20 protein-coding genes and 1 pseudogene are annotated in these 19,259 nt (G+C 72.1%); 13 read left to right on the plus strand and 8 right to left on the minus strand.

Translation table 11 applies throughout. The features are described 5' to 3' along the window. Nucleotides 1–109 precede the first annotated feature (109 nt). Both ADL15_RS32580 and ADL15_RS32585 read right to left on the minus strand, forming a co-directional pair. Nucleotides 110–1,222: a M24 family metallopeptidase gene (locus ADL15_RS32580; RefSeq protein ID WP_067699187.1), complete on the minus strand. Its 1,113-nt coding sequence runs from the start codon at nucleotides 1,220–1,222 to the stop codon at nucleotides 110–112. Beyond that, nucleotides 1,222–2,721 (minus strand): MFS transporter, encoded by a 1,500-nt coding sequence (locus ADL15_RS32585; RefSeq protein WP_067699189.1) that lies wholly within the window; start codon nucleotides 2,719–2,721, stop codon nucleotides 1,222–1,224. The genes ADL15_RS32580 and ADL15_RS32585 overlap by 1 nt, the downstream gene beginning before the upstream one ends. 117 nt (nucleotides 2,722–2,838) lie before the next feature. Between ADL15_RS32585 and ADL15_RS32590 the strand changes: the two genes are divergently transcribed. From ADL15_RS32590 to ADL15_RS32615, 6 genes are read left to right on the plus strand one after another with little or no spacing between them, the layout of a single operon-like run. Then, nucleotides 2,839–4,074: a threonine/serine exporter family protein gene (locus ADL15_RS32590; RefSeq protein WP_067699190.1), complete on the plus strand. Its 1,236-nt coding sequence runs from the start codon at nucleotides 2,839–2,841 to the stop codon at nucleotides 4,072–4,074. Next, nucleotides 4,071–5,279 (plus strand): threonine/serine exporter family protein, encoded by a 1,209-nt coding sequence (locus ADL15_RS32595; protein ID WP_067699192.1) that lies wholly within the window; start codon nucleotides 4,071–4,073, stop codon nucleotides 5,277–5,279. The genes ADL15_RS32590 and ADL15_RS32595 overlap by 4 nt, the downstream gene beginning before the upstream one ends. A gap of 36 nt (nucleotides 5,280–5,315) precedes the next feature. Further along, nucleotides 5,316–5,798 carry a DUF2231 domain-containing protein gene (locus tag ADL15_RS32600; protein ID WP_067699194.1) on the plus strand — a complete coding sequence of 161 codons (483 nt, stop codon included), beginning with the start codon at nucleotides 5,316–5,318 and terminating at the stop codon, nucleotides 5,796–5,798. Continuing rightward, complete coding sequence (locus ADL15_RS32605) at nucleotides 5,788–7,215, plus strand: APC family permease (protein WP_067699196.1); 1,428 nt, start codon at nucleotides 5,788–5,790, stop codon at nucleotides 7,213–7,215. Before ADL15_RS32600 ends, ADL15_RS32605 begins: the two co-directional genes overlap by 11 nt. After that, a complete protein-coding gene (locus ADL15_RS32610; protein WP_083972037.1) occupies nucleotides 7,212–7,613 on the plus strand; it encodes a hypothetical protein in 402 nt (133 codons plus the stop codon). The genes ADL15_RS32605 and ADL15_RS32610 overlap by 4 nt, the downstream gene beginning before the upstream one ends. Nucleotide 7,614: 1 nt before the next feature. Continuing rightward, nucleotides 7,615–8,955, plus strand: coding sequence for a dipeptidase (locus tag ADL15_RS32615; RefSeq protein ID WP_067699198.1), 1,341 nt, complete (start codon nucleotides 7,615–7,617; stop codon nucleotides 8,953–8,955). Between the two features lie 50 nt (nucleotides 8,956–9,005). Here ADL15_RS32615 and ADL15_RS32620 read toward each other — a convergent pair whose 3' ends face one another. The 5 genes from ADL15_RS32620 to ADL15_RS32640 are packed head-to-tail and all read right to left on the minus strand — an operon-like array spanning nucleotide 9,006 to nucleotide 11,843. Next, nucleotides 9,006–9,533, minus strand: coding sequence for an HdeD family acid-resistance protein (locus tag ADL15_RS32620; protein WP_067699200.1), 528 nt, complete (start codon nucleotides 9,531–9,533; stop codon nucleotides 9,006–9,008). 29 nt (nucleotides 9,534–9,562) lie between these two features. Next, nucleotides 9,563–10,015 (minus strand): DUF7144 family membrane protein, encoded by a 453-nt coding sequence (locus ADL15_RS32625; protein WP_067699202.1) that lies wholly within the window; start codon nucleotides 10,013–10,015, stop codon nucleotides 9,563–9,565. A 36-nt stretch (nucleotides 10,016–10,051) separates the two neighbouring features. Continuing rightward, nucleotides 10,052–10,729 carry a potassium channel family protein gene (locus ADL15_RS32630; RefSeq protein WP_067699204.1) on the minus strand — a complete coding sequence of 226 codons (678 nt, stop codon included), beginning with the start codon at nucleotides 10,727–10,729 and terminating at the stop codon, nucleotides 10,052–10,054. Beyond that, a complete protein-coding gene (locus tag ADL15_RS32635; protein WP_067699206.1) occupies nucleotides 10,726–10,950 on the minus strand; it encodes a hypothetical protein in 225 nt (74 codons plus the stop codon). Before ADL15_RS32635 ends, ADL15_RS32630 begins: the two co-directional genes overlap by 4 nt. 35 nt (nucleotides 10,951–10,985) lie before the next feature. Then, nucleotides 10,986–11,843: a M48 family metallopeptidase gene (locus ADL15_RS32640; RefSeq protein ID WP_232344676.1), complete on the minus strand. Its 858-nt coding sequence runs from the start codon at nucleotides 11,841–11,843 to the stop codon at nucleotides 10,986–10,988. Nucleotides 11,844–11,974: 131 nt separating this feature from the next. On the opposite strand from ADL15_RS32640, the gene ADL15_RS32645 reads away from it, so the two are divergent. From ADL15_RS32645 to ADL15_RS32670, 7 genes and pseudogenes are all read left to right on the plus strand, one after another. Next, on the plus strand, nucleotides 11,975–13,276 hold the full coding sequence (locus tag ADL15_RS32645; RefSeq protein WP_067699207.1) for a diacylglycerol/lipid kinase family protein: 1,302 nt from the start codon (nucleotides 11,975–11,977) through the stop codon (nucleotides 13,274–13,276). Nucleotides 13,277–13,519: 243 nt separating this feature from the next. After that, the gene (locus ADL15_RS32650; RefSeq protein ID WP_067699209.1) at nucleotides 13,520–14,005 is read left to right on the plus strand and encodes a DUF1269 domain-containing protein; all 486 of its coding nucleotides are present in this window, start codon (nucleotides 13,520–13,522) and stop codon (nucleotides 14,003–14,005) included. A gap of 252 nt (nucleotides 14,006–14,257) precedes the next feature. Continuing rightward, nucleotides 14,258–14,383, plus strand: a pseudogene (locus tag ADL15_RS57160) (hypothetical protein); the annotation flags it as partial. An 85-nt stretch (nucleotides 14,384–14,468) separates the two neighbouring features. Beyond that, nucleotides 14,469–15,089 carry a S1C family serine protease gene (locus ADL15_RS56885; RefSeq protein ID WP_067699211.1) on the plus strand — a complete coding sequence of 207 codons (621 nt, stop codon included), beginning with the start codon at nucleotides 14,469–14,471 and terminating at the stop codon, nucleotides 15,087–15,089. A 38-nt stretch (nucleotides 15,090–15,127) separates the two neighbouring features. Beyond that, nucleotides 15,128–16,573 (plus strand): basic amino acid/polyamine antiporter, encoded by a 1,446-nt coding sequence (locus tag ADL15_RS55810; RefSeq protein WP_232344678.1) that lies wholly within the window; start codon nucleotides 15,128–15,130, stop codon nucleotides 16,571–16,573. Nucleotides 16,574–16,591: 18 nt separating this feature from the next. After that, the gene (arcA, locus tag ADL15_RS32665; RefSeq protein ID WP_067699213.1) at nucleotides 16,592–17,848 is read left to right on the plus strand and encodes an arginine deiminase; all 1,257 of its coding nucleotides are present in this window, start codon (nucleotides 16,592–16,594) and stop codon (nucleotides 17,846–17,848) included. A gap of 7 nt (nucleotides 17,849–17,855) precedes the next feature. Beyond that, entirely contained in the window at nucleotides 17,856–18,485 is a 630-nt protein-coding gene (locus ADL15_RS32670) for a MarC family protein (protein WP_067699216.1), read from the plus strand. A 136-nt stretch (nucleotides 18,486–18,621) separates the two neighbouring features. Here the strand turns inward: ADL15_RS32670 and ADL15_RS32675 are convergent, their stop codons facing one another. Further along, complete coding sequence (locus ADL15_RS32675) at nucleotides 18,622–19,164, minus strand: hypothetical protein (protein ID WP_067699218.1); 543 nt, start codon at nucleotides 19,162–19,164, stop codon at nucleotides 18,622–18,624. Nucleotides 19,165–19,259: the final 95 nt, after the last annotated feature.

Raw genomic sequence — 19,259 nt, forward strand, 5'->3', positions numbered from 1 at the left:
GGGCGGAGGGGCGGGGGGCCGGCCGGAACGTGAACGGACGCGGCGGCCCGCACCCCGCACGCCGCGAGCGACCCCCATCGGCCCGCGACGTGTCGAACGGAAGGCAGACTCAGGCGACGATGTGCAGGTCGCGGGGCGTGTTGTTGAGGCGGCGGCCGCCGGTCTCGGTGACCGTCACGATGTCCTCGATCCGGATGCCGAGACGGCCCGGCAGGTAGACCCCCGGCTCGATGGAGAAGCACATCCCGGGCAGCAGCGCCTGCCGCTCCCCCTCCACCACGTACGGCGGCTCGTGGGTGGTCAGGCCGATCCCGTGGCCGGTCCGGTGGATGAAGTACTCGCCGTACCCGTCGGCCTCGATCACCCGCCGGGCCGTCCGGTCGATCTCCTGGCAGGTCACGCCGGGGCGGACCGCCTCGAACGCGGCCTGCTGCGCCCGCCGCACCACGTCGAAGATCTCCAGCTCCTCCGCGGTGGGCGCGCCGACGTGCACGGTACGGGTGGTGTCCGAGCCGTACCCGTCCTTGAGACCGCCGAAGTCCAGCACCACCATGTCGCCGCGCTGGATCACCCGGTCGCCCATCTCGTGGTGCGGGTTCGCGCCGTTCGGGCCGGAGCCGACCACGGTGAAATCGACCTGGGAGTGGCCGTGCTCGCGGAGCAGGTGGGCCAGGTCGGCGCCGACCGCGCGCTCGGTACGGCCCGCGAACGGCACGCCGAGGATGTCCAGATAGGCGGCGTCCGCGGCCGCGCCGGCCGCCGCGAGGCGTTCCACCTCGTCCGGGTCCTTGACCGCTCGCAGCATCGGCAGCGTCGCGGTCATCGACGTGTACGACGTCCCGGGCAGCGCCTGCTGCAGGCCGAGCAGATGCAGGGCCCACGCCGAGTCGGAGATCGCGTAGCGCCCGACCGGGTCGAGCAGCCGGGCCGCGGTGGCGTACGGGTCGGCGCCGTCCGCCCAGCCGCTGAGGGTGACCGCGGGCGCTCCGGGCGCCGCGGCCGCGTCCGGCCGTTCCAGGACCGGGACGATCAGCCGTGGCTCGTGGTCGCGGTCCAGCACCAGCGCGGTGAGCCGCTCGGTGATCGCGGTCGGTCGGTAGCCGGTGAAGTAGGTCAGGTCGGGGCCCGGGGTGACGAGCAGGCCGGTGAGCCCGGCCTCCCCCGCCTGGGCCACCGCCCGCTCCATCCGCTGGGTGAAGTCCTTGCTGGTGAACGGGGCCATCAGGCACCTCCGGTGGGCCGGGTCGGGATGGTGTGGCTGGTGACCGCGGCGGCCGCGGCCAGGTGCACCGCGGTGGCCGGCTCGGACCGGTGCCGCCGCAGCAGCAGGACCAGGGCCACCCCGGCGGCCGACATGAGCGTCATCAGCAGGGCGCCACCGGCCAGTCCGGCGGCGAGCACGGCGTCGGCCGGTTCACCGTCGGCGGCCCGGCCGGAGCTGACCGCGGTGGAGACCGTGGCGGCGGCGGCGACCGCGAGTGATCCGCCCACGTACCGGGCCATGTTGGAGATGCCGGAGGCCTGACCGACCTGGTCGGGGTCGACGGCCGCCGTGGACGCCGAGGACGCCGGGCCGTTGGCCAGGCCGAGGCCGACCGAGAGCACGATCAGCGGCAGCACGAACGCGCCGTAGGACCAGGACGGGTCGACGAACACCAGCGCCGCGAACCCGACGGTGGCCAGACCGAAACCGATCGCGACGGCGGCCCGAGCGCCGATCTTCACGGCCAGCGGGGTGATCAGCGGGGTGATCGCGATCATGGCGGCCGCCGCCGGGAGGGTGGCCAGCCCGGCCTCCAGTGCGCTCATCCCGAAGCCGTCCGGGTTCTGGAAGTACAGGCTGAGCAGGTACATCAGCGCGTTGATCACACCGGCCACCAGCAGGATCGCCAGGGTCGAACCGACCAGCACCCGGTTGCGCAGCAACGCCAGGTCGACGAGGGGCGTGGTGGCGTGCCGCTCGGCGATCACGAAGCCGACGCCGCCCATCACCGCGAGCAGCAGGCAGGCGATCGTCGGGAAGGAGAGCCAGCCCCAGGTGCCGCCCTCGCTGAGCGCGAGCACCAGCGGGACCAGCGCCACCGCGACCAGCACCGTGCCGAGCACGTCGATCTCCCGGGGCCGGTCCGGGTCGCGGGACTCCCGCACGGTGCGCAGGGTCAGCGGCACGCACAGGGCCGCTATCGCCGCGTCGATCCAGAACAGTCCCTGCCAGCCGGTGACACCGACCAGCACCCCGCCGATCAGTGGCCCGGCCGCGCCGCCGACCGCCGACGCCGCGCCCCAGAACGTGATCGCCCGCAGCTGCCCGGCCCCGGCCGAGTCCACCGAGAGCAGGCTCATCCCGCAGGCCAGGATGGTCGAGCCGGCCGCGCCCTGGATCATCCGGCCGCCGATCACCCCGGCGGCACCGGTGGAGAAGGCGATCAGCACGCAGGAGATCACGAACAGCACCAGCCCGGTCAGGAAGATCCGGCGCCGGCCGAAGACGTCGCCGAGCGCGCCCGAGGTGATGATCACCGCCGCGCCGACCAGCATGTATCCGGTCACCGCCCACTGCAGGGTGTCCACCGGGGCGCCGGTGTCCTGGCTGATCGCCGGGAGCAGGATGGTCACCGCGGACGTGTTGGCGTTCACCACCAGCGCGGAGACGCAGGCCGCCAGCAACACGCCGAGCCCCGCGGCCCGGCTGTCCTGCTTCGATGAGTCGATCGCCGGCATGGGCCGCTCCTGAGGGGTTGGGCTCGATGGCAGCCAGCTTTCCGGCGATGCCGGGCCCGGGCATCGCTCGCGCCGGATGAATCGCCCGGCCGCCCGGCTCCCCTACCTTCGGACACCATGGCCGAATCGACCGTGTCGCACACCCCACCGGACGAAAAGGACCTGCAGCAACTCCTGCTGTTCCTGGGCAGCGCGCTCACCGCCGCCGGTGAGGCGGTCAACCAGATCGAGGAACGGCTGCTGCGGGTGGCCGCGGCCTACGGCGCCCCGCAGGCCCGGGTCAGCGTGCTGCCCACCTACGTGGTGCTGTCCCTGGAGCCGGGCCGCCCGGCCACGCTGGAACCGACCCGGGCCCTGCGCGGCGGGCTGCGGCTGGACCAGACCACCGCGGTGTACGACGTGCTCCGGGCCGCCGAACGCGGCGAGGTGTCCCCCGCCGAGGGTGTCCGCCAGGTGCTCGCCGCGGTGCGGATGCCACCCCGGTTCGGCGCGGTGACCCGGGTCTTCGGGCACGCCGTGCTGACCGCCGGCGTCTGCCTGCTGCTCGTACCGACCTGGGCCGACGTGCTGCTGGCCGGGATGTTCGGGGTGCTGATCGGGGTGCTGCGGCTGGTCGGCGCGCGCTGGGCCAGCGTACAGATGATCATGCCGGTGGTCGCCGCGTTCGTGGTCTCGTCGGCGACGTTCCTGCTGTCCGGCGTGGGCTGGGCGGGCACCGACCTGCGGGCCATGGTGGCGCCGCTGGTGACGTTCCTGCCCGGGGCGATGCTGACCATGGGCGTGGTGGAGCTGTCCGCGTACGAAATGGTCGCCGGTTCCAGCCGCCTGGTCGCCGGCGGCCTGCAGCTTCTCCTGCTCGCCTTCGGGATCGTCGGCGCGGCGCACGTCGCCGGCGTGCCGGCGCCGGAGAGCGGTGCCGCGGCCGGCACCGTGGGTGGCTGGGCGCCGTGGCTGGGTCCGCTGGTCGTGGGCATCGGCGACTTCCTGCTGCTCGCCGGGCCACGCCGGTCGCTCGGCTGGTTGCTGCTGGTGCTCTACGCCGGATGGGCCGGCCAGTACCTGGGCAACCTGGTGCTCGGCGGATACCTGAGCGGGTTCGTCGGCGGGCTGGTCCTGACCGTGGTCGCCTATCTGGTGGAGCGGTTGCCCTCCGGGCCACCGGCACTGGTCTCGTTCCTGCCGGGGTTCTGGCTGCTGGTGCCCGGTGCGCTGACCCTGATCGGGTTGACCGAGTACCTCGGCCAGGACGCCGTCCGCGGCGTACAGGACCTGATCGGCGCGACCGGCTCGATGGTGGCGATCGCGCTCGGGGTGCTCTGCGGGCACCCGATCTACCGCGCCCTGGCCCGATGACCACCGAGAAGGAGCTCCTCGCGCTGCTCGGGCCGCTGACCGAGTGGCTGCTCAGCTCCAGTTTCGAGGGCACGATGCGGTGCGAGGCGATCGTCCGGGAGGTGGCCGGACGGTACGGGCACACCGTGGAGACGACGTTCCTGGCCGACGCGGCGCTGCTGTCGGTCGGCGAGCGCACGCTGTCGTTCGCCCGCGAGCCCGGCGTGCCGCCGCTGCACCAGGTCACCCGGACCAAGCGGCTGCTCGCCGAGATCCGCCAGGGGCTGCCCGCCGCCGAGGCCGCCGGGCGGCTGGCCGCGATCCGCGCGCTGCCGCCGCGCTGGGCGAAGCCCTGGCAGGTGCTCGGGCTGGTCTGTTTCACCGTCGGCTTCGGCGTCTCGGTGCAGGCCACCTGGCAGCAGGTCGGCGTGTCCGCGCTGACCGGCCTGCTGATCGGGCTGCTGGTGGTGGCCGGCGGCGGTCACCGGCGGCTCGCCCTGATCGAGCCGTTCCTGGCGTCGCTGCTGGTCACGATGGTGGTGCTGACCCTGCAACGGCACGACCTGATCGCCGGTGGGCCGATCCAGCTGATCGTGCCGGCGCTGTTCTACTTCATCCCCGGCGACGCGATCAGCGCCGCCGCGCTCGAGCTGGCCGCGAACCGGATGACCGCGGGCGCCGCCCGGCTGGTCTACAGCGTGGTGGTGCTGCTGGTGCTGGCGTTCGGCGCGCTGATCGCGACGGTGCTGCTGCGGGTGCCGCAGAGCGCGCTGTTCGACGTGACCGTGCCGGGCACGCTCGGTCCGCTCGAGGTGTGGGGCGGCTGGGTGCTGTTCGCGATCGGGGTGATGCTGACGTTCTCGATGTCCTTGCGGGACTTCCCGTGGGCGCTCGGGCTGGTGCTGCTGACTGCGGCGGTGACCGCGGCCGGTACCCGCGCGGCCGGCGACCCGGCCGGCACGTTCCTGGGCGCGATCGTGATGACGGTGACCGCGTTGCTGCTCGGCCGCCGGCCCGGGCTGCCACCGGCGTACGTGCTCTATCTGGGCGCGTTCTACGTGCTCACGCCGGGGTCGCACGGGCTGCGCGGGCTGGAGAGCTGGATCGGCGGGGACCCGATCCAGGGGGTGACCGGGGTGGCCGACATGGTGTCGCTGCTGGTCGCGATCGCGGTCGGCATGCTGGTCGGCGCCGCATCGGTCGGACGATTCATCCGTACGGGGTGACGCTCCGCGGACCGGCCGGGCGCAGGCTCAGAGGTCATGCAGAGCCGTCTCCGTCTCGGTGGCAACCCGGTCCAGCCGCTGCTGCTGATGTTCCCGCTCGGATTCTTCACGGTGGCCGCCCTGCTCGATCTGGCGACCCAGCTCGGTGCACCCGCGCTGGTCGGCACCCTGGCGTTCTGGAACGTGCTCGCCGGTCTGCTCGGCGGCGTCCTCGCCGCGGTGGCCGGCAGCGTCGACGCCGTCGGCGACCCGCGCCGGGCGCTGATCCTGCTGCTCGACATGGGCGTGCTCGTCGCGTTCGCGGTGCTGGCCCTGGTCCGGGTGCGCAGCGGCGACCGCGTCGTCGCGCCCGGTGTGCTGCTGCTGGAGGTCCTCGGCTGCGCCACCGCCGTCGCGAGCGCCTGGTACGGCGGCCGGCTGGATCCGAACCGCCCCCCACGGATGAGGCGCACGGCATCGGAGCCCACCGATGATTCCGCCGGAGTCTCACCTATCCGAAAGGGACGATATGAGCGCTGAGGCGGAAAACGAAGCGACGGCGCCACCGCAACCCAAGCGTACCGTCGCCTACATCTCCTGGGTCGCGCTGGCCCTGATGACCACCAGTTCGGTGGCCAGCCTCCGTCCCTCGCCGACGATGGCCGTCTACGGCCTGGCCAGCATCTTCCTCTACGTCGTACCGGCCATCGTGTTCCTGCTGCCGACCGCGCTGGTCTCCGCGGAACTGGCGTCCGGCTGGAGCGGCGGCGTCTACAACTGGGTCAGCGAGGGCCTGTCCAAGCCGATGGGCTTCCTGGCCGTGTGGTGCCAGTTCGCGATGACCATCTTCTACTACCCCAGCCTGCTCGGCTTCGTGGCCAGCACCCTGGCCTACGTGATCAACCCGGACCTGGCGTCCAGCGGTGTCTGGACCGCCATCGTGATCATGGTCTGTTACTGGGCCGGAGTCTGGGTGTCGTCCCGCGGCACCAGCGGGGTGGCCGGTCTGGCCAGCGGCGGCCTGATCATCGGCACGCTGGTGCCGGGCGCGCTGCTGGTGATCCTGGGCATCGCGTTCCTGGGCCAGGGCCACGAGTCGGCCGCGCCGATGACCGCGAGTCACCTGCTGCCGGCCTGGGCCGGGCTGTCCAGCCTGGTGCTGATCGTGAACAACTTCCTGTCCTACTCGGGCATGGAGATGAACGCCGTGCACGTCTCCTCGCTGCGCAAGCCCGGCCGCGAGTTCCCGCGCGCGATGTTCATGGCCATGGGCCTGGTCCTGCTGATCTTCATCCTGCCCGCGCTGGCGATCAGCTGGATCGTGCCGGCCGATCAGCTCTCGCTGACCGCCGGGGTGATGCAGGCGTTCGACGCGGTGTTCGCCGCGTTCGACTCGCAGTGGCTGACCCCGATCCTCGGCGTCATGCTGGTCGCCGCGTCGCTGGGCGGCATGCTCACCTGGCTGGCCGGTCCGTCCCGCGGGCTGCTGCTGATCTCCCGCCAGGAGGGTTACCTGCCGCCGTTCCTGCAGCGGCTCAACAAGCACGGCGTGCAGCAGAACATCCTGGTCACCCAGGGTCTGGTCACCACGGTCATCGCGCTGGCGTACGCGTTCATCCCGGACGTGTCGAGCGTCTACTGGATCTTCTCGGTGATCACCACGCAGGTCTATCTGATCATGTACCTGCTGATGTTCGTGGCCGCCGTACGCCTGCGCCGCAACCAGCCGGACCACCCGCGCGGGTACAAGGCCCCGATGCTCACCGCCCTGTGCGGGGTGGGCTTCGCCGCCTCACTGGCCGCCCTGCTGATCGGCTTCGTCCCGTCGTCGCAGTTCGGCGGCGGCAGCGTCGGCGTGTACCTGGCGATCGTCGCGGGCGGGGCGCTCGGCCTCGGCCTGCTGGTGCCGTACCTCTTCTACCGCCTGCGCAAACCGTCCTGGAAGGAGGCCTCGTGAAGAACCGGATCGTCTACCTCGTCGCCGGCGTGCTGTTCATCGTGCTCGGCACTGTCGCCCTGGTCTCCTACCACGGCAAGAAGGAGACCGAGCAGGCGATCGCGAAGGCCGAGCAGTTGCAGACCGCGCTGGCCACGGCCGGCCTGCGGGTGCCGACCCGGGACCAGCTCGTCCGGGTGCTCGGTGACGACGGCGGCGCGATCTGCGCCGACCCGACCGACGCGCTGCGCCGCAGCACGCTCTACGGGATGCTCACCAACGGCGCGGCCGGCCCCGGGCAGCGCCCGGTGCTGGTCGACAACAACCTCATGCAGGGCCAGCTTCTGATCATGAAGGTGTACTGCCCGCAGTACGTGGACGCCTTCCAGGACGTGATCAACGATCTGAAGGACGCGTGACATGGCGCTTCGTGACGACATCGCCGCGCTCATGCCGCGGGCCCACGACGACCTGGCCCACCTGGTGGCGATCCGCTCGGTGGCCGACCCGCGGCAGTTCCCGCCCGAGGAGTGCCTGCGGGCGGCGAACTGGGTGGTGGACAACTTCGCCGAGGCCGGCTTCACCCGGCTCGGCCTGCACGAGACCAGCGACGGCAGCCACGCGGTCTACGGCGAGCGCCCGGGCAGCGACCCGGACGCGCCGACCGTGCTGCTCTACGCGCACTACGACGTGCAGCCACCACTGGACGAGGACGCCTGGCGGACCCCGCCGTTCCAGCTCACCGAGTCCGGTGGCCGCTGGTACGGCCGGGGCGCCGCCGACTGCAAGGGCAACATCGTGATGCACCTGACCGCGCTGCGGGCGCTGGGTCCCGGCCCGCTGCCGGTGCATCTCAAACTGATCGTCGAGGGCTCCGAGGAGCAGGGCACCGGCGGGCTGGAGGACTTCGTGGTCCGCCACCCGGACCTGCTGCGCGCCGACGCGATCCTGGTCTGCGACACCGGTAACGCGGCGGTCGGGGTGCCGGCCGCCACGGTGACGCTGCGCGGCATGGTCAACGTGGTGGTCACGGTCGAGGCGCTGCGCAACGAGCTGCACTCCGGCATGTTCGGCGGCGCCGCACCGGACGCCCTGGCGGCGCTGATCCAGATCCTGGCCACGCTGCGGGACCGGGCCGGCAACACCACGGTCGCGGGGCTCGAGCACGATCAGTTCTGGAGCGGCGGGCCGTACCCGCCCGAGCAGTTCCGCTCGGACATCGGCCTGCTCGACGGCGTGGGCCTGCTCGGCGACGGATCGGTGTCGGACATGGTCTGGGCCCGGCCGGCGGTGACCGTGCTCGGCATCGACTGCCCGCCGGTGGTCGGCTCGGCCGCGGCCATCCAGCCGCACGCCCGGGCCCGGCTCAACCTGCGGGTCCCGCCCGGCGTCGACGCGACCAAGGCCCAGGACGCGCTGATCACGCACCTGCACGCGGTGGCGCCCTGGGGTGTCCGGGTGGACGTCCTGCCGGAGGCGCTGGGGCAGCCGTTCGAGGCGCGCACCGGCGGGCCGGCGTACCGGACCCTCGCCGCGGCGATGCGCGAGTCGTACGGGCGGGAGATGACGACGCTCGGTCAGGGCGGGTCGATCCCGCTGTGCACGGTGTTCGCCGACACCTACCCGGACGCCGAGATCATGCTGATCGGGGTGGAGGAGCCGCACGCGCTGATCCACGCCCCGAACGAGAGCGTCGACCCGCGCGAGATCGCCGATCTGGCGCTGGCCGAGGCGCTGTTCCTGCAGAGCTACCAGAAGTAAACAGCAACAGGGCCCGGCGCTGATCAGCGCCGGGCCCTTCGCTGTGCGGGTCAGGCGGGCCGGGCCCGCAGGCTGGCGACGCCGGCGAAGATGCCGGCGATACCGACGAAGCACAGTGTCGTCGCGCCGATGAACACGAACGTGGCCAGCCCCAGCCCCGGCCAGACCAGCACCGCGATCGCGCCGAGGACTGCGACCAGGCCGAGCGCGATCCGTGCGCCACCGCCCGCGCCGCCGTCGCCGACGCTCGTGAAGATCTCGGCAAGGCCTTCGAGCAGCCAGCCCAGCGCCACGATGACCAGCAGCAGCGTGACCGAGCCGGCCAGGTTGCGCAGGCACAGGATGCCGAGCAGGCCGACCAGTACCCCGAAGATGACCCCGAGCACCCGGCCGGCCACCGGCGCCTCCGGGGTGAACACGAACTGCAGGATCCGGATCACCCCCACGATCAGCAGGTTCAATCCGAACAGGAACCCGACCACCTTGAGCGTGGCCGAGGGCCAGGCGAACGCGACGATCCCCAGGACCAGGGCGAACACCCCGGCCGTCAGGCTCAGCCATCCTGTCTTGCGGACCATCTGGGCCGCCTCTCCTGACAGGGTCCCGGTCAGCGGGACCGGACCTCACGGCCGTGCGCGGCCAGGGCATAGATGATCAGTACGTCGGTGGCGATCATGATGGTGGCCCAGATCGGGTAGGCGGGCAGGAACATCAGGTTCGCCAGCGCGCCCAGCACCGCGATGATGATGCCGACCACCCGGGCCCACATCTGGCCGAGGAGCACACCGACACCGGTGAGCAGCGCGATCACCCCGATCAGCAGGTGGGTCCAGCCCCAGGTGGTGTAGTCGAACGTCAGCACCAGCCCGGAACGGGTGGTCAGGTAGTAGTCGTCACGGACCAGGGCGACGATGCCCTCGATCGCCTGAAAGCCGCCCATCAGCAGCAGCATGACGCCGGCGAACACCACCATGCCGACCCAGGCGCTGGGCGGCGGGGCACTGGACGGGTTGTACGGCTCCTCGTCCGCGAAGTTGGCTCTCTGCTGTGTTTCCGACATGTTCTTTCCTCCAGATCTCATCGATGAGCGGCATGCTCACCGGACGTCCGGCGCGGCCGCGTCATCCCCGGTGGATGAGCCGCGACGCCAGTTCCGCGGACGCCAGTTCTCGACGACCTTGGCCACCGCGGTGACCAGGAACAGCTGGCCGGTGAGCGCCTCGACGACGGCGATCGTCTGCGCCGGGTTGCCGGCCGGGACCAGGTCGCCGTACCCGGTGGTGGTCACCGTGACGAAGCTGAAGAACAGCGCCTGGGACAGCGGTGGATCACCGCCCTCACCGAACAGCGGTCCGGGCTGCCACGCCGCCACGCACGCGTAGGCGAACCCGAACGCCATCCCGATCAGCAGGTAGGCCGCCAGCGCCCCGAGCATCGTCTGCGCGTCGACCCGGTCCCGGCGGCCCAGGTCCCGGACGATCGAGAACGGTGCCAGCAGGTACAGCGCGCTGGCCGCGGAGAACGCCACAGCGGTCAGCGGCTGCCCGCGGGCGACCAGGTTGATCACTGCGGCGGTCAGCGCGAGCGCGAACACTCCCGCGCCGGCCAGCCGCAGCGCCGGGCGGGCGCCGGAGACCCGCAGTGACTGCCATACCGTGGCGGTCTGCACCGCCAGCAGGACGGTCACCATCCAGCGCCGCTCGGCGACCAGGGCCAGCAGGTATGTGCCCACGATCAGGCACAGGACCAGGCCGTACCCGGATCGGGGTCTCATCCGGCCGGAGAATCATCCGCCGGCAGGCGGCGAACCTCGATCAACCGCAGACCCAGCCCGTGGATTCGGGAGATCAACCCGACCACGGCGGACTGATCCGGCAGGCTTCCGTGCAGCACGGTCTCCGGCGGTTCCACGCTGACGGTCAGGTCGTGCAGCTCGGCCAGCAGCTCGGCCGGAAGCTCTCCGGAGACCCGCACCTGGTAGGTGGCATCCGGCATCGCTCGCTCCCTCCTGGTTTTTCATTGACTGACTCCTATGTCGCGAAGTCTTCTTTCGCGGAACGTTCCGGGACTCCGGCGTGCAGCAGCCCGAGCTGGAAGAGCCGCTCGATCCGCCGCACGGTGAACGGGTGCGACCGCGTCAGCTGGGCCAGACCCACCCAGAAGCCGCGCAGCGCCCGGCCCTGCCGCAGCAGCTGCTCCAGGTCGGTGGTGTGCTCGGTGTGCCGCCCGGAGGTCAGCAGCACCAGACCGCTCGCGCCGGACGGGCACAGGTGTGCGCCGTGCCGGTCGCAGGAGTACTCCCGCAGCCGGGACAGGGCCGGGCCGAGCAGCGGGATCCGTTCCGAATAGGCGACCGAGAGCTGGTACCACAGCGAGACGTGATGCAGCCGGATGTGGCCCAGCTCGTGGCCCAGGATGAACCGCAGCCCGTCCCGGTTGTTCTCCCGCAGATTGACGAACAGCTCGTTGGCCAGCACCACGTAGTCGTGGCCGGTGGCCTGGGCGGCGAACGCGTTGAGCGTGCCGTTGCCGTTGGCCAGGTAGATCGTCGGCCGGCGGGGCAGGCCCAGCCGATGCGCGAAGTCGTCCGCGGTGCGGTACAGGTCGCCCCACTGGTGCCGGCTCAGCTGGACCGCGCTGCCGCGCACCGAGGCACGCTGCGTCTCGCGGATCACCACCAGGGCCGGGATCAGCAGCAACAGCCCGAGGAACGCGCTGCGCACCGCGGTGCCCCAGGCCCCGTCGCGCAGCCGCTCCGGCAGCACCGGCAGGGTGATCGCGGCCTGCAGGATCAGCCAGATGATGACCAGGTTGAGCACCACCATGAACACGTAGAACGGCATCTCGGCCGGGTGCCGCAGCCGTTTGCCGACCGCTGGAGTCGACACAGTCGGCCCTCCTCTCCTCCCGATGCCGCGGGGACGCCGCGGCTCGCTGCCACGCTCCACCAGAGATCCCGTCGCCACCTCATCCCGCCGGAGTGAGGCCGCCGCCCCGGCCACCCGCGACGCTGGACGCCATGACCGACCTCAACCCGAGCCGGCCCTGGCTCGCCCGCCTGGCCTTCGTCGCCGCCGCGGCCGCAACCGTGCTGGTCCTCGCGGCTGCCGGGCTGGGCGGCAGCCTGGCGCTGCTGCTGACCGCCGTCCTGGGCAGCGCGGTGACCCTGGCCGCGGCCTGGTGGTTCCTCACCCACCGCGGGCTGCTGCGCTGGGTGGCCGGGCTGATCGTGGTGCTCGCCCCGCTGGTGGTGGCGGTGCTCTACGCGCGAGCCCGGCTGATCTGGGTGGTGGTGCTGTTCGGCCTGCTCTGGGCGGGCGCGGTCGCGGCCGGCCGGCGGGCACTCGCGGTGACCGACGGCGGGCCGGACGCGGTCGTCACCCCGCCGCCGCACCGGCCCTACCTGATCATGAACCCGCGCTCGGGCGGCGGGAAGGTCGGCCGGTTCCACCTGGACGAACGGGCCCGCGACCTCGGCGCCGAGGTGTTCCTGCTGGACGGACCGGCGGTCGACGTCGCCGAGGTGGCCCGGGCCGCGATCCGCGACGGCGCGGACCTGCTCGGGGTGGCCGGCGGCGACGGCACCCAGGCGCTGGTGGCCGGGGTCGCGGCCGAGCACGGCCTGCCGTTCCTGGTGATCTCGGCGGGCACCCGCAACCACTTCGCCCTGGACCTGGGCCTGGACCGGGAGAACCCAGCGGCCTGCCTGGACGCGCTCGCCGACGGCGAGGAGTTGCGGATCGACCTGGGCCTGATCGGCGACCGGACGTTCGTCAACAACGCGTCGTTCGGCGCCTACGCCGCCGTGGTGCAGAGCCCGGCCTACCGGGACGCCAAGCTGGGCACCGCGCTCGACCTGCTGCCCACCGCGCTGGCCGGCGCGGAACCGCTGCGCCTGACCGTGGACGGGACCACGGTGACCGGGCCGCAGGCCGTGCTGATCAGCAACAACGCCTACCGCACCGACTCCGGCCAGCGGCCCCGGCTGGACCGGGGCGAGCTGGGCGTGCTCGCGGTGACCGTCCGCGGCGCCATGGACGCGGCCGGGCTGATCGGCCGGCGCGGCCGGGCCCGGGCGCTGACCGTGCGGGCGGCCCGTTCCGCGGTGGTCGACGCGGACACCGGCGAGGTACCGGTCGGCGTGGACGGCGAGGCGCTGCTGCTGCCGACGCCGGTGCACTGCGCGATCCGCCCCGGCGCGCTGCGGGTCCGGGTGCCCCGCGACCGCCCGGGCGTCCCCGCCCCGCCCCCGCAGCTGGACTGGACCCGCCTGCGCCACCTGGCCGCCGGCTGGTCGCCAGGGGTGCCTCGCCAGCCGTGAGACACCGCCGCGCCGCGTTTTTCGCGGCTCGGCGGCTTCGGCTGGTCTCCAGGGGTGTCTCGCCGTCGGCGAGACACCCCTGGAAGCCAGCCAGGGTCCGGCGGCTGGTGCCCACGGCTGGGTCGGCGGACCCGAGGCAGCCGTCAGCGCCGGCCCGGGGTGGGGCAATCATCCGCTCTGGATGAGCTGGGGCGGGATGGGTGGTGCCTAGGCTCCGGGGCGCCGATTGCGAGAGGGAGAACCATGTCTGACTTGATCATCATTGGGTACGAGGACCACGACACCGCCGTGCGGGCCTACGAGCAGATCATCGACCTGAACAAGGACCACATCGTGGAGCTGACCGGGCTCGCGGTGGTGAACGTGGACAGTGAGGGTAAGAGCCACGTCGACACGCCCGGGCATCTGGTCAAGACCGGTGCGGCGGGCGGGGCGCTGTGGGGTGCGCTGTTCGGGATCCTGTTCCTGGTGCCGGTGGCCGGGGCGGTGGTCGGCGGTGCGCTCGGGGCGCTGTTCGGCAAGCTCGGCAAGGCCGGGATCAACGACTCGTTCCGCAAGCGGGTGCACGACCTGCTGGCGCCGGGCAAGTCCGCCGTTGTGATCATGAGTGCGCAGCGGACCGAGGACAAGTTCCTCGACGCGCTGCGGCCGTTCGGCGGCGAGGTCCTGCAGACGTCGCTGACGCACGAGCAGGAGCGGGAACTCGCCGCCGAGCTCGGCGCGGCCTGAGGAACCCGCGTGCACGCCAGCACGGGACGGGTCGTCGCCGCGGCGGCCGGGCTGGCCCTGGTCGCCGGCGGAACCGGTGGGGTCGTGGGCGCGCTGATCGCCGACGACGACCCGGCCACCACGACGACGGCGTCGGCCGGGCCGGCCGGCGCCGGGTCGTGCGACGTCGCCGGGGTGGCCGCGCGGGTGTTCCCGTCGCTGGTGACCGTGCACGTGCGGCGCGGCGACGTCAGCGGGATCGGGTCCGGCTCGGTGCTCGACAGTGCCGGGAACATCCTGACCAACGACCACGTCGTCGCGCCGGGGGCGGGTGGCACCGTGACCGTCGACTTCGCCCGCGGCCCGGCCGGTGTCGCCGCGACAATAGTGGGCCGGGACCCGGCGACCGACCTCGCGGTGCTCCGCGTCGACCCGGGTGCGGCCCGGCTCACCCCGGTGACCCCTCGGCGACTCCTCGGCCCTGGTGGTCGGGCAGCCGGTGGTCGCGGCCGGTTCGCCGCTCGGCCTGAGCGCCACCATCACCGCCGGCGTGGTCAGCGCGCTCAACCGGTACGTCGACGTCGGTCAGGGCGAGGAGCCGGCCGCGCTGATCAACGCGGTGCAGACCGACGCGGCGGTCAACCCGGGCAACAGCGGCGGCCCGCTCGCCGACTGCGCGGGGCGGCAGGTCGGCGTCAACTCGGCCGGGGCGCAGACCCCGGACGGTGGTGGCGGCAGCATCGGCCTGAACTTCGCCATCCCGATCGACTTCGCCGTGTCGGTCGCCGACCAGCTGATCAAGAACGGACGCGCCGAGCACCCGGTGCTCGGGGTGCTGAGCGTGACGGTCACCGACGAGATGGCCCGGTCGACCGGGCTGCCGCGCGGGGCCTACGTCGAGCAGGTGCTGCCCGGACTCGGCGCCGCCCGGGGCGGGCTGCGGGCCGGCGACGTGATCACCCAGGTCGGCGACGTCGCGGTGACCAGCACCGACCAGCTGCTGGTGGCGGTGCAGGCGCACCGGCCGGGCGACACGGTCCAGGTCGGATTCCAGCGGGCCGGCGCACCGCAGCGGGCCGGCGTGACCGTGGCGACGCCCGGATAGAGGCCCGTGGCGACACCCGGATAGGGAGGCACAGCACCGTGGCCGGAACCGACACCGCACCGCCCGCGTCGACCGTGCAGAAGCTGAGCTTCCTGACCATGACGTCGATGGTGGTCGGGTCGATGATCGGCGCCGGCGTGTTCTCGCTGCCGCGTCGCTTCGCCCAGGAGACCGGGGTGGTCGGGGCGCTGATCGCCTGGACCATCGCCGGCGCGGGCATGCTGATGCTGGCGTTCGTCTTCCAGACCCTCGCGGTACGCAAGCCCGGCCTGGACGCCGGCGTCTACGCGTACGCCAAAGCGGGGTTCGGTGAATATCTCGGGTTCTTCTCCGCGTTCGGGTACTGGGCCAGCGCCTGTGTGGGCAACGTGACCTACTGGGTGCTGATCATGTCGACGGTCGGAGCGGTCGTTCCCGGACTCGGCGACGGCGACACCTGGTTGTCGATAGTGCTGTCGACGGTCGGCGTGTGGGTCTTCTTCTATCTGATCCAGCGCGGTGTCAAGGACGCGGCGGTGGTGAACCGGATCGTCACCATCGCCAAGCTGGTGCCGATCCTGGTCTTCGTGCTGCTCGCGCTCTTCGCCCTGGACCCGGGCGTGTTTGCCGACAACCTGCGCGGCGGCACCGGCATGGGATCACTGTTCGAGCAGGTCAAGGGCACCATGCTGGTCACCGTTTTCGTGTTCCTGGGTGTCGAGGGGGCCAGCGTCTACTCCCGGCACGCCAAGCGCCGCCAGGACGTCGGCCGGGCCACCGTGCTCGGGTTCCTCGCGGTGTTCGCGGTCTTCGCGTCGGTGACGATCGTGTCGTACGGCATCCTGCCCAGCGACGAGATCGCCGCGCTGCGTCAGCCCTCGATGGGCGGGGTGCTGGAGGCGGCCGTCGGCGAGTGGGGCAAGGTCCTGGTCAGTATCGGACTGATCGTGTCGGTGCTCGGCGCCTACCTGGCGTGGACGCTGATGGCCGCCGAGGTGCTCTACGTGGCCGCCCAGGACGACGACATGCCGCGGTTCCTGCGCCGCACCACCGCCGGTGACGTACCGTTCGCCGCGCTGCTGCTGACCACCGCCCTGATCCAGGTGGTCCTGGTGGTCACGTATTTCTCCGAGGACGCGTTCAACTTCGCGCTCGACCTGACCAGCGCGCTGAGCCTGATCCCGTTCCTGCTCGCCGCCGCGTACGCGCTGAAGCTCGCCGTCACCCGGGACACCTACCGCGAGCAGCCACGGGGCTGGGGGCGGGAGCTGACCGTCGGGGTGCTGGCCGTGGCGTACACGATCTTCCTGCTCTTCGCGGCCGGGCCGAAGTTCCTGCTCGTCTCGTTCATCGTCTACGCCCCGGCCACGCTGCTGTTCGTGCTGGCCCGCCGGGAGCAGGGCCGGCAGCTGTTCTCCGGCCGCGAACTCGTCATCCTCGCCGTCTCGGTGATCGGCGCCGTCGCCGGCATCACGGCGCTCGCGACCGGCTGGATCTCCATCTGACCTTTCAGGAGGCAACCCATGTCCCTCGACCACGACGCCACCACGCTGGGTGTGCGCTCGGAGGTCGGCCGGCTGCGCAAGGTGCTGGTCTGCGCGCCCGGCCTGGCGCACCGCCGGCTCACCCCGAGCAACGCCGACGACCTGCTCTTCGACGACGTCATGTGGGTGGAGATGGCGCAGCGCGACCACGCCGACTTCGTCAACAAGCTGCGGTCCCGCGGCGTGGAGGTGGTCGAGCTGCACGACCTGCTCGCCGAGACGATGGCGATCACCGAGGCCCGGGACTGGCTGCTCGACCGCAAGATCATCGCCAACGAGGTCGGGCTGGGCCTGCTCGACGACACCCGCGCGTTCCTGGGCGAGCTCAAGCCGCGGGAGCTCACCGAGTACCTGATCGGCGGGCTGTCCACCGCCGACCTGCCGGCCGAGGTCCGCTCCGGTTATCTCGCCCTGGCCCGGGAGTCCACCGGCGTCCGCGAGTACCTGATGCCCCCGCTGCCCAACACCCTCTACACCCGCGACACCACCTGCTGGCTGTACGGCGGGGTGACCCTCAACCCGCTCTACTGGCCGGCCCGGCACGACGAGACCCTGCTGATGAAGGCGGTCTACCGGTTCCACCCGGACTTCGCCGGCGCGCCGGTCTGGTGGGGCGACCCGGAGCGGGACTGGGGACTTGCCACCTTCGAGGGCGGCGACGTGATGCCGGTCGGCAACGGCGTGGTGCTGGTCGGGATGAGCGAGCGCACCTCCCGGCAGGCCATCACCCAGGTCGCCGCGGCGCTGTTCGCGGCCGGCGCCGCCGAGCGGGTGATCGTCGCCGGGATGCCGAAGCTGCGGGCCGCCATGCACCTGGACACCGTGTTCACGTTCGCCGACCGCGACGTGGTCACGTTGTACCCGCACATCATGGACGGGGTGCACACGTTCACCCTGGTGCCCAGCGACCGGGACACCGGCCTCGACGTGATCGACGAGGGTGACCGGTCGTTCGTGGAGGTGGTGGCGGAGTCGCTGGGCCTCAAGCAGCTGCGGGTGATCGAGACCGGCGGCGACGTGTACGCCTCGGAACGCCAGCAGTGGGACAGCGGCAACAACGCGGTCGCTGTCGAACCGGGTGTGGTCTTCACCTACGACCGCAACACCCAGACGAACACCCTGCTGCGGCGGGCCGGGATCGAGGTCATCACGATCGTCGGCGCCGAGCTGGGCCGGGGCCGCGGCGGTGGGCACTGCATGACCTGCCCGCTGATCCGCGACGCGGTGGAGTTCTGAGGTCGCGGTGTCCTTCGACTATGAGGCGCTGGTGTTGTTCCTGGCGCTGTTCGCGCTCTACAGCCCGGTGGCGGCGCTGTCGTCCTACCTGCCGTACGTCCGGCCGTTCAGCCATCCGCAGCAGCTGCGGATGGCGGCCGGGCTGGCCGTCAACGTCGTGGTGTTCGTGCTGCTGGCCATCTGGGTCGGCGAGCCGCTGCTGGAGCTGCTCGGGCTGAGCACGGCGGCGCTGACCGCGACCGGTGGCATCGCGCTGATCCTGGCCGCGGTGCCGCTGATGCGCGGATCCGGCGATCCGGTGCCGGCGGACACCACGCACGTGGCGCCGGCCACGCCCCGGTCGGTGCTGTTCACGCCGCTGACGTTCCCGCTGACCGTCGGGGGGACCACGTTCGCGTTCGGGGTGGCGGCGGCCGCCGACGTGGGCAGCGTGACCGGCCGGCTCTGGCTGTCGCTGGCCGCGGTGGCGTATGCCCTGGTCACCGGGCTGACGCTCTACCTCTCCGGGCACGTGGAGCGCCGGATCTCACCGGCCGCGGCGGCCATCCTGGACCGGGTCGCCGGGATCCTGCTCACCAGCATCGCCGTGGTGCTGCTGGTGAACGGATTCACCGACCTGGTGCGCGCCGCCTGGTAATTGATCGTCGCCCAGAAGAGGACCTGGGCGACGATCAATGCTTACCGCCGGCGGACGACGCGCCGGGTCACCCGGCGGGCGGTGCGCCGCCCGGTACGCCGGGCCACTCTCCGTGATCCGAACATGATGTCTCCCCTCAGGCTCCCGCGGTCTCCAGGTCGTGCAGTTCCTTGGCCTCCTCGGCGTTCACCAGGCCGATCCCGATCAGGTCGAACGGGCTGATGAACCCGTCCGCGAGCCGGGCGCCGCCGGCCCGCGCGATCGCGTCGCGCAGCGGCACCGCCCAGTGGTGCTCGATCAGCAGGAGCGCGGCCGCACTGTCGTTCGGGATCTCGCCCAGCACGTCCCAGGCCTGCGGATCGTCGAAGACCGCGACACCGCCCTCGGCGTCCGCGGCCGCCGCGCCGAGCGCCGCTCCCGCCTCCATCCCGGCCTCACCCTCGATGCCGAGCCCGATCAGCGCGCCGATCTTGCTGCCCAGCTCGACGGCTTCCTCCCGGGTCAGGTTGCTGAGGTGCTCGACCTCCAGTTCGCCCTGCGCGTCCTTGTAGACGGCGAGGGCGTCGATCACTCGTACCGTGTCGGTCTGCCGCAGCCGTTCCAACTCGGCGATGACCTCGCCGTGGAAGTCCGGGTGCCGGAAGCCCAGCACGATCAGCTGTACCGGTCCGATGGCCATCTGCTGCCCCTTCTGGTTGCTTTGTGCTCTCCCCCGATCCTCGGTTCGGCGGACCCGGCGCCGCCTCATCCGGCGCGGGTGAAGCCACTCGCCGG

The sequence above is a fragment of the Actinoplanes awajinensis subsp. mycoplanecinus genome, from assembly GCF_001509495.1.
GTDB lineage: Bacteria > Actinomycetota > Actinomycetes > Mycobacteriales > Micromonosporaceae > Actinoplanes > Actinoplanes palleronii.

Bases quoted from the DNA above. Each gene is read 5' to 3' on its own strand.
- ADL15_RS32625 (WP_067699202.1), bottom strand. From the start codon at position 10,015: ATGTCGGAAACACAGCAGAGAGCCAACTTCGCGGACGAGGAGCCGTAC.
- ADL15_RS32580 (WP_067699187.1), bottom strand. From the start codon at position 1,222: ATGGCCCCGTTCACCAGCAAGGACTTCACCCAGCGGATGGAGCGGGCG.
- ADL15_RS32650 (WP_067699209.1), top strand. From the start codon at position 13,520: ATGTCTGACTTGATCATCATTGGGTACGAGGACCACGACACCGCCGTG.
- arcA (WP_067699213.1), top strand. From the start codon at position 16,592: ATGTCCCTCGACCACGACGCCACCACGCTGGGTGTGCGCTCGGAGGTC.
- ADL15_RS32600 (WP_067699194.1), top strand. From the start codon at position 5,316: ATGCAGAGCCGTCTCCGTCTCGGTGGCAACCCGGTCCAGCCGCTGCTG.
- ADL15_RS32590 (WP_067699190.1), top strand. From the start codon at position 2,839: ATGGCCGAATCGACCGTGTCGCACACCCCACCGGACGAAAAGGACCTG.
- ADL15_RS32635 (WP_067699206.1), bottom strand. From the start codon at position 10,950: ATGCCGGATGCCACCTACCAGGTGCGGGTCTCCGGAGAGCTTCCGGCC.
- ADL15_RS32585 (WP_067699189.1), bottom strand. From the start codon at position 2,721: ATGCCGGCGATCGACTCATCGAAGCAGGACAGCCGGGCCGCGGGGCTC.
- ADL15_RS32630 (WP_067699204.1), bottom strand. From the start codon at position 10,729: ATGAGACCCCGATCCGGGTACGGCCTGGTCCTGTGCCTGATCGTGGGC.
- ADL15_RS32595 (WP_067699192.1), top strand. From the start codon at position 4,071: ATGACCACCGAGAAGGAGCTCCTCGCGCTGCTCGGGCCGCTGACCGAG.
- ADL15_RS32645 (WP_067699207.1), top strand. From the start codon at position 11,975: ATGACCGACCTCAACCCGAGCCGGCCCTGGCTCGCCCGCCTGGCCTTC.
- ADL15_RS32620 (WP_067699200.1), bottom strand. From the start codon at position 9,533: ATGGTCCGCAAGACAGGATGGCTGAGCCTGACGGCCGGGGTGTTCGCC.
- ADL15_RS32675 (WP_067699218.1), bottom strand. From the start codon at position 19,164: ATGGCCATCGGACCGGTACAGCTGATCGTGCTGGGCTTCCGGCACCCG.
- ADL15_RS32615 (WP_067699198.1), top strand. From the start codon at position 7,615: ATGGCGCTTCGTGACGACATCGCCGCGCTCATGCCGCGGGCCCACGAC.
- ADL15_RS32605 (WP_067699196.1), top strand. From the start codon at position 5,788: ATGAGCGCTGAGGCGGAAAACGAAGCGACGGCGCCACCGCAACCCAAG.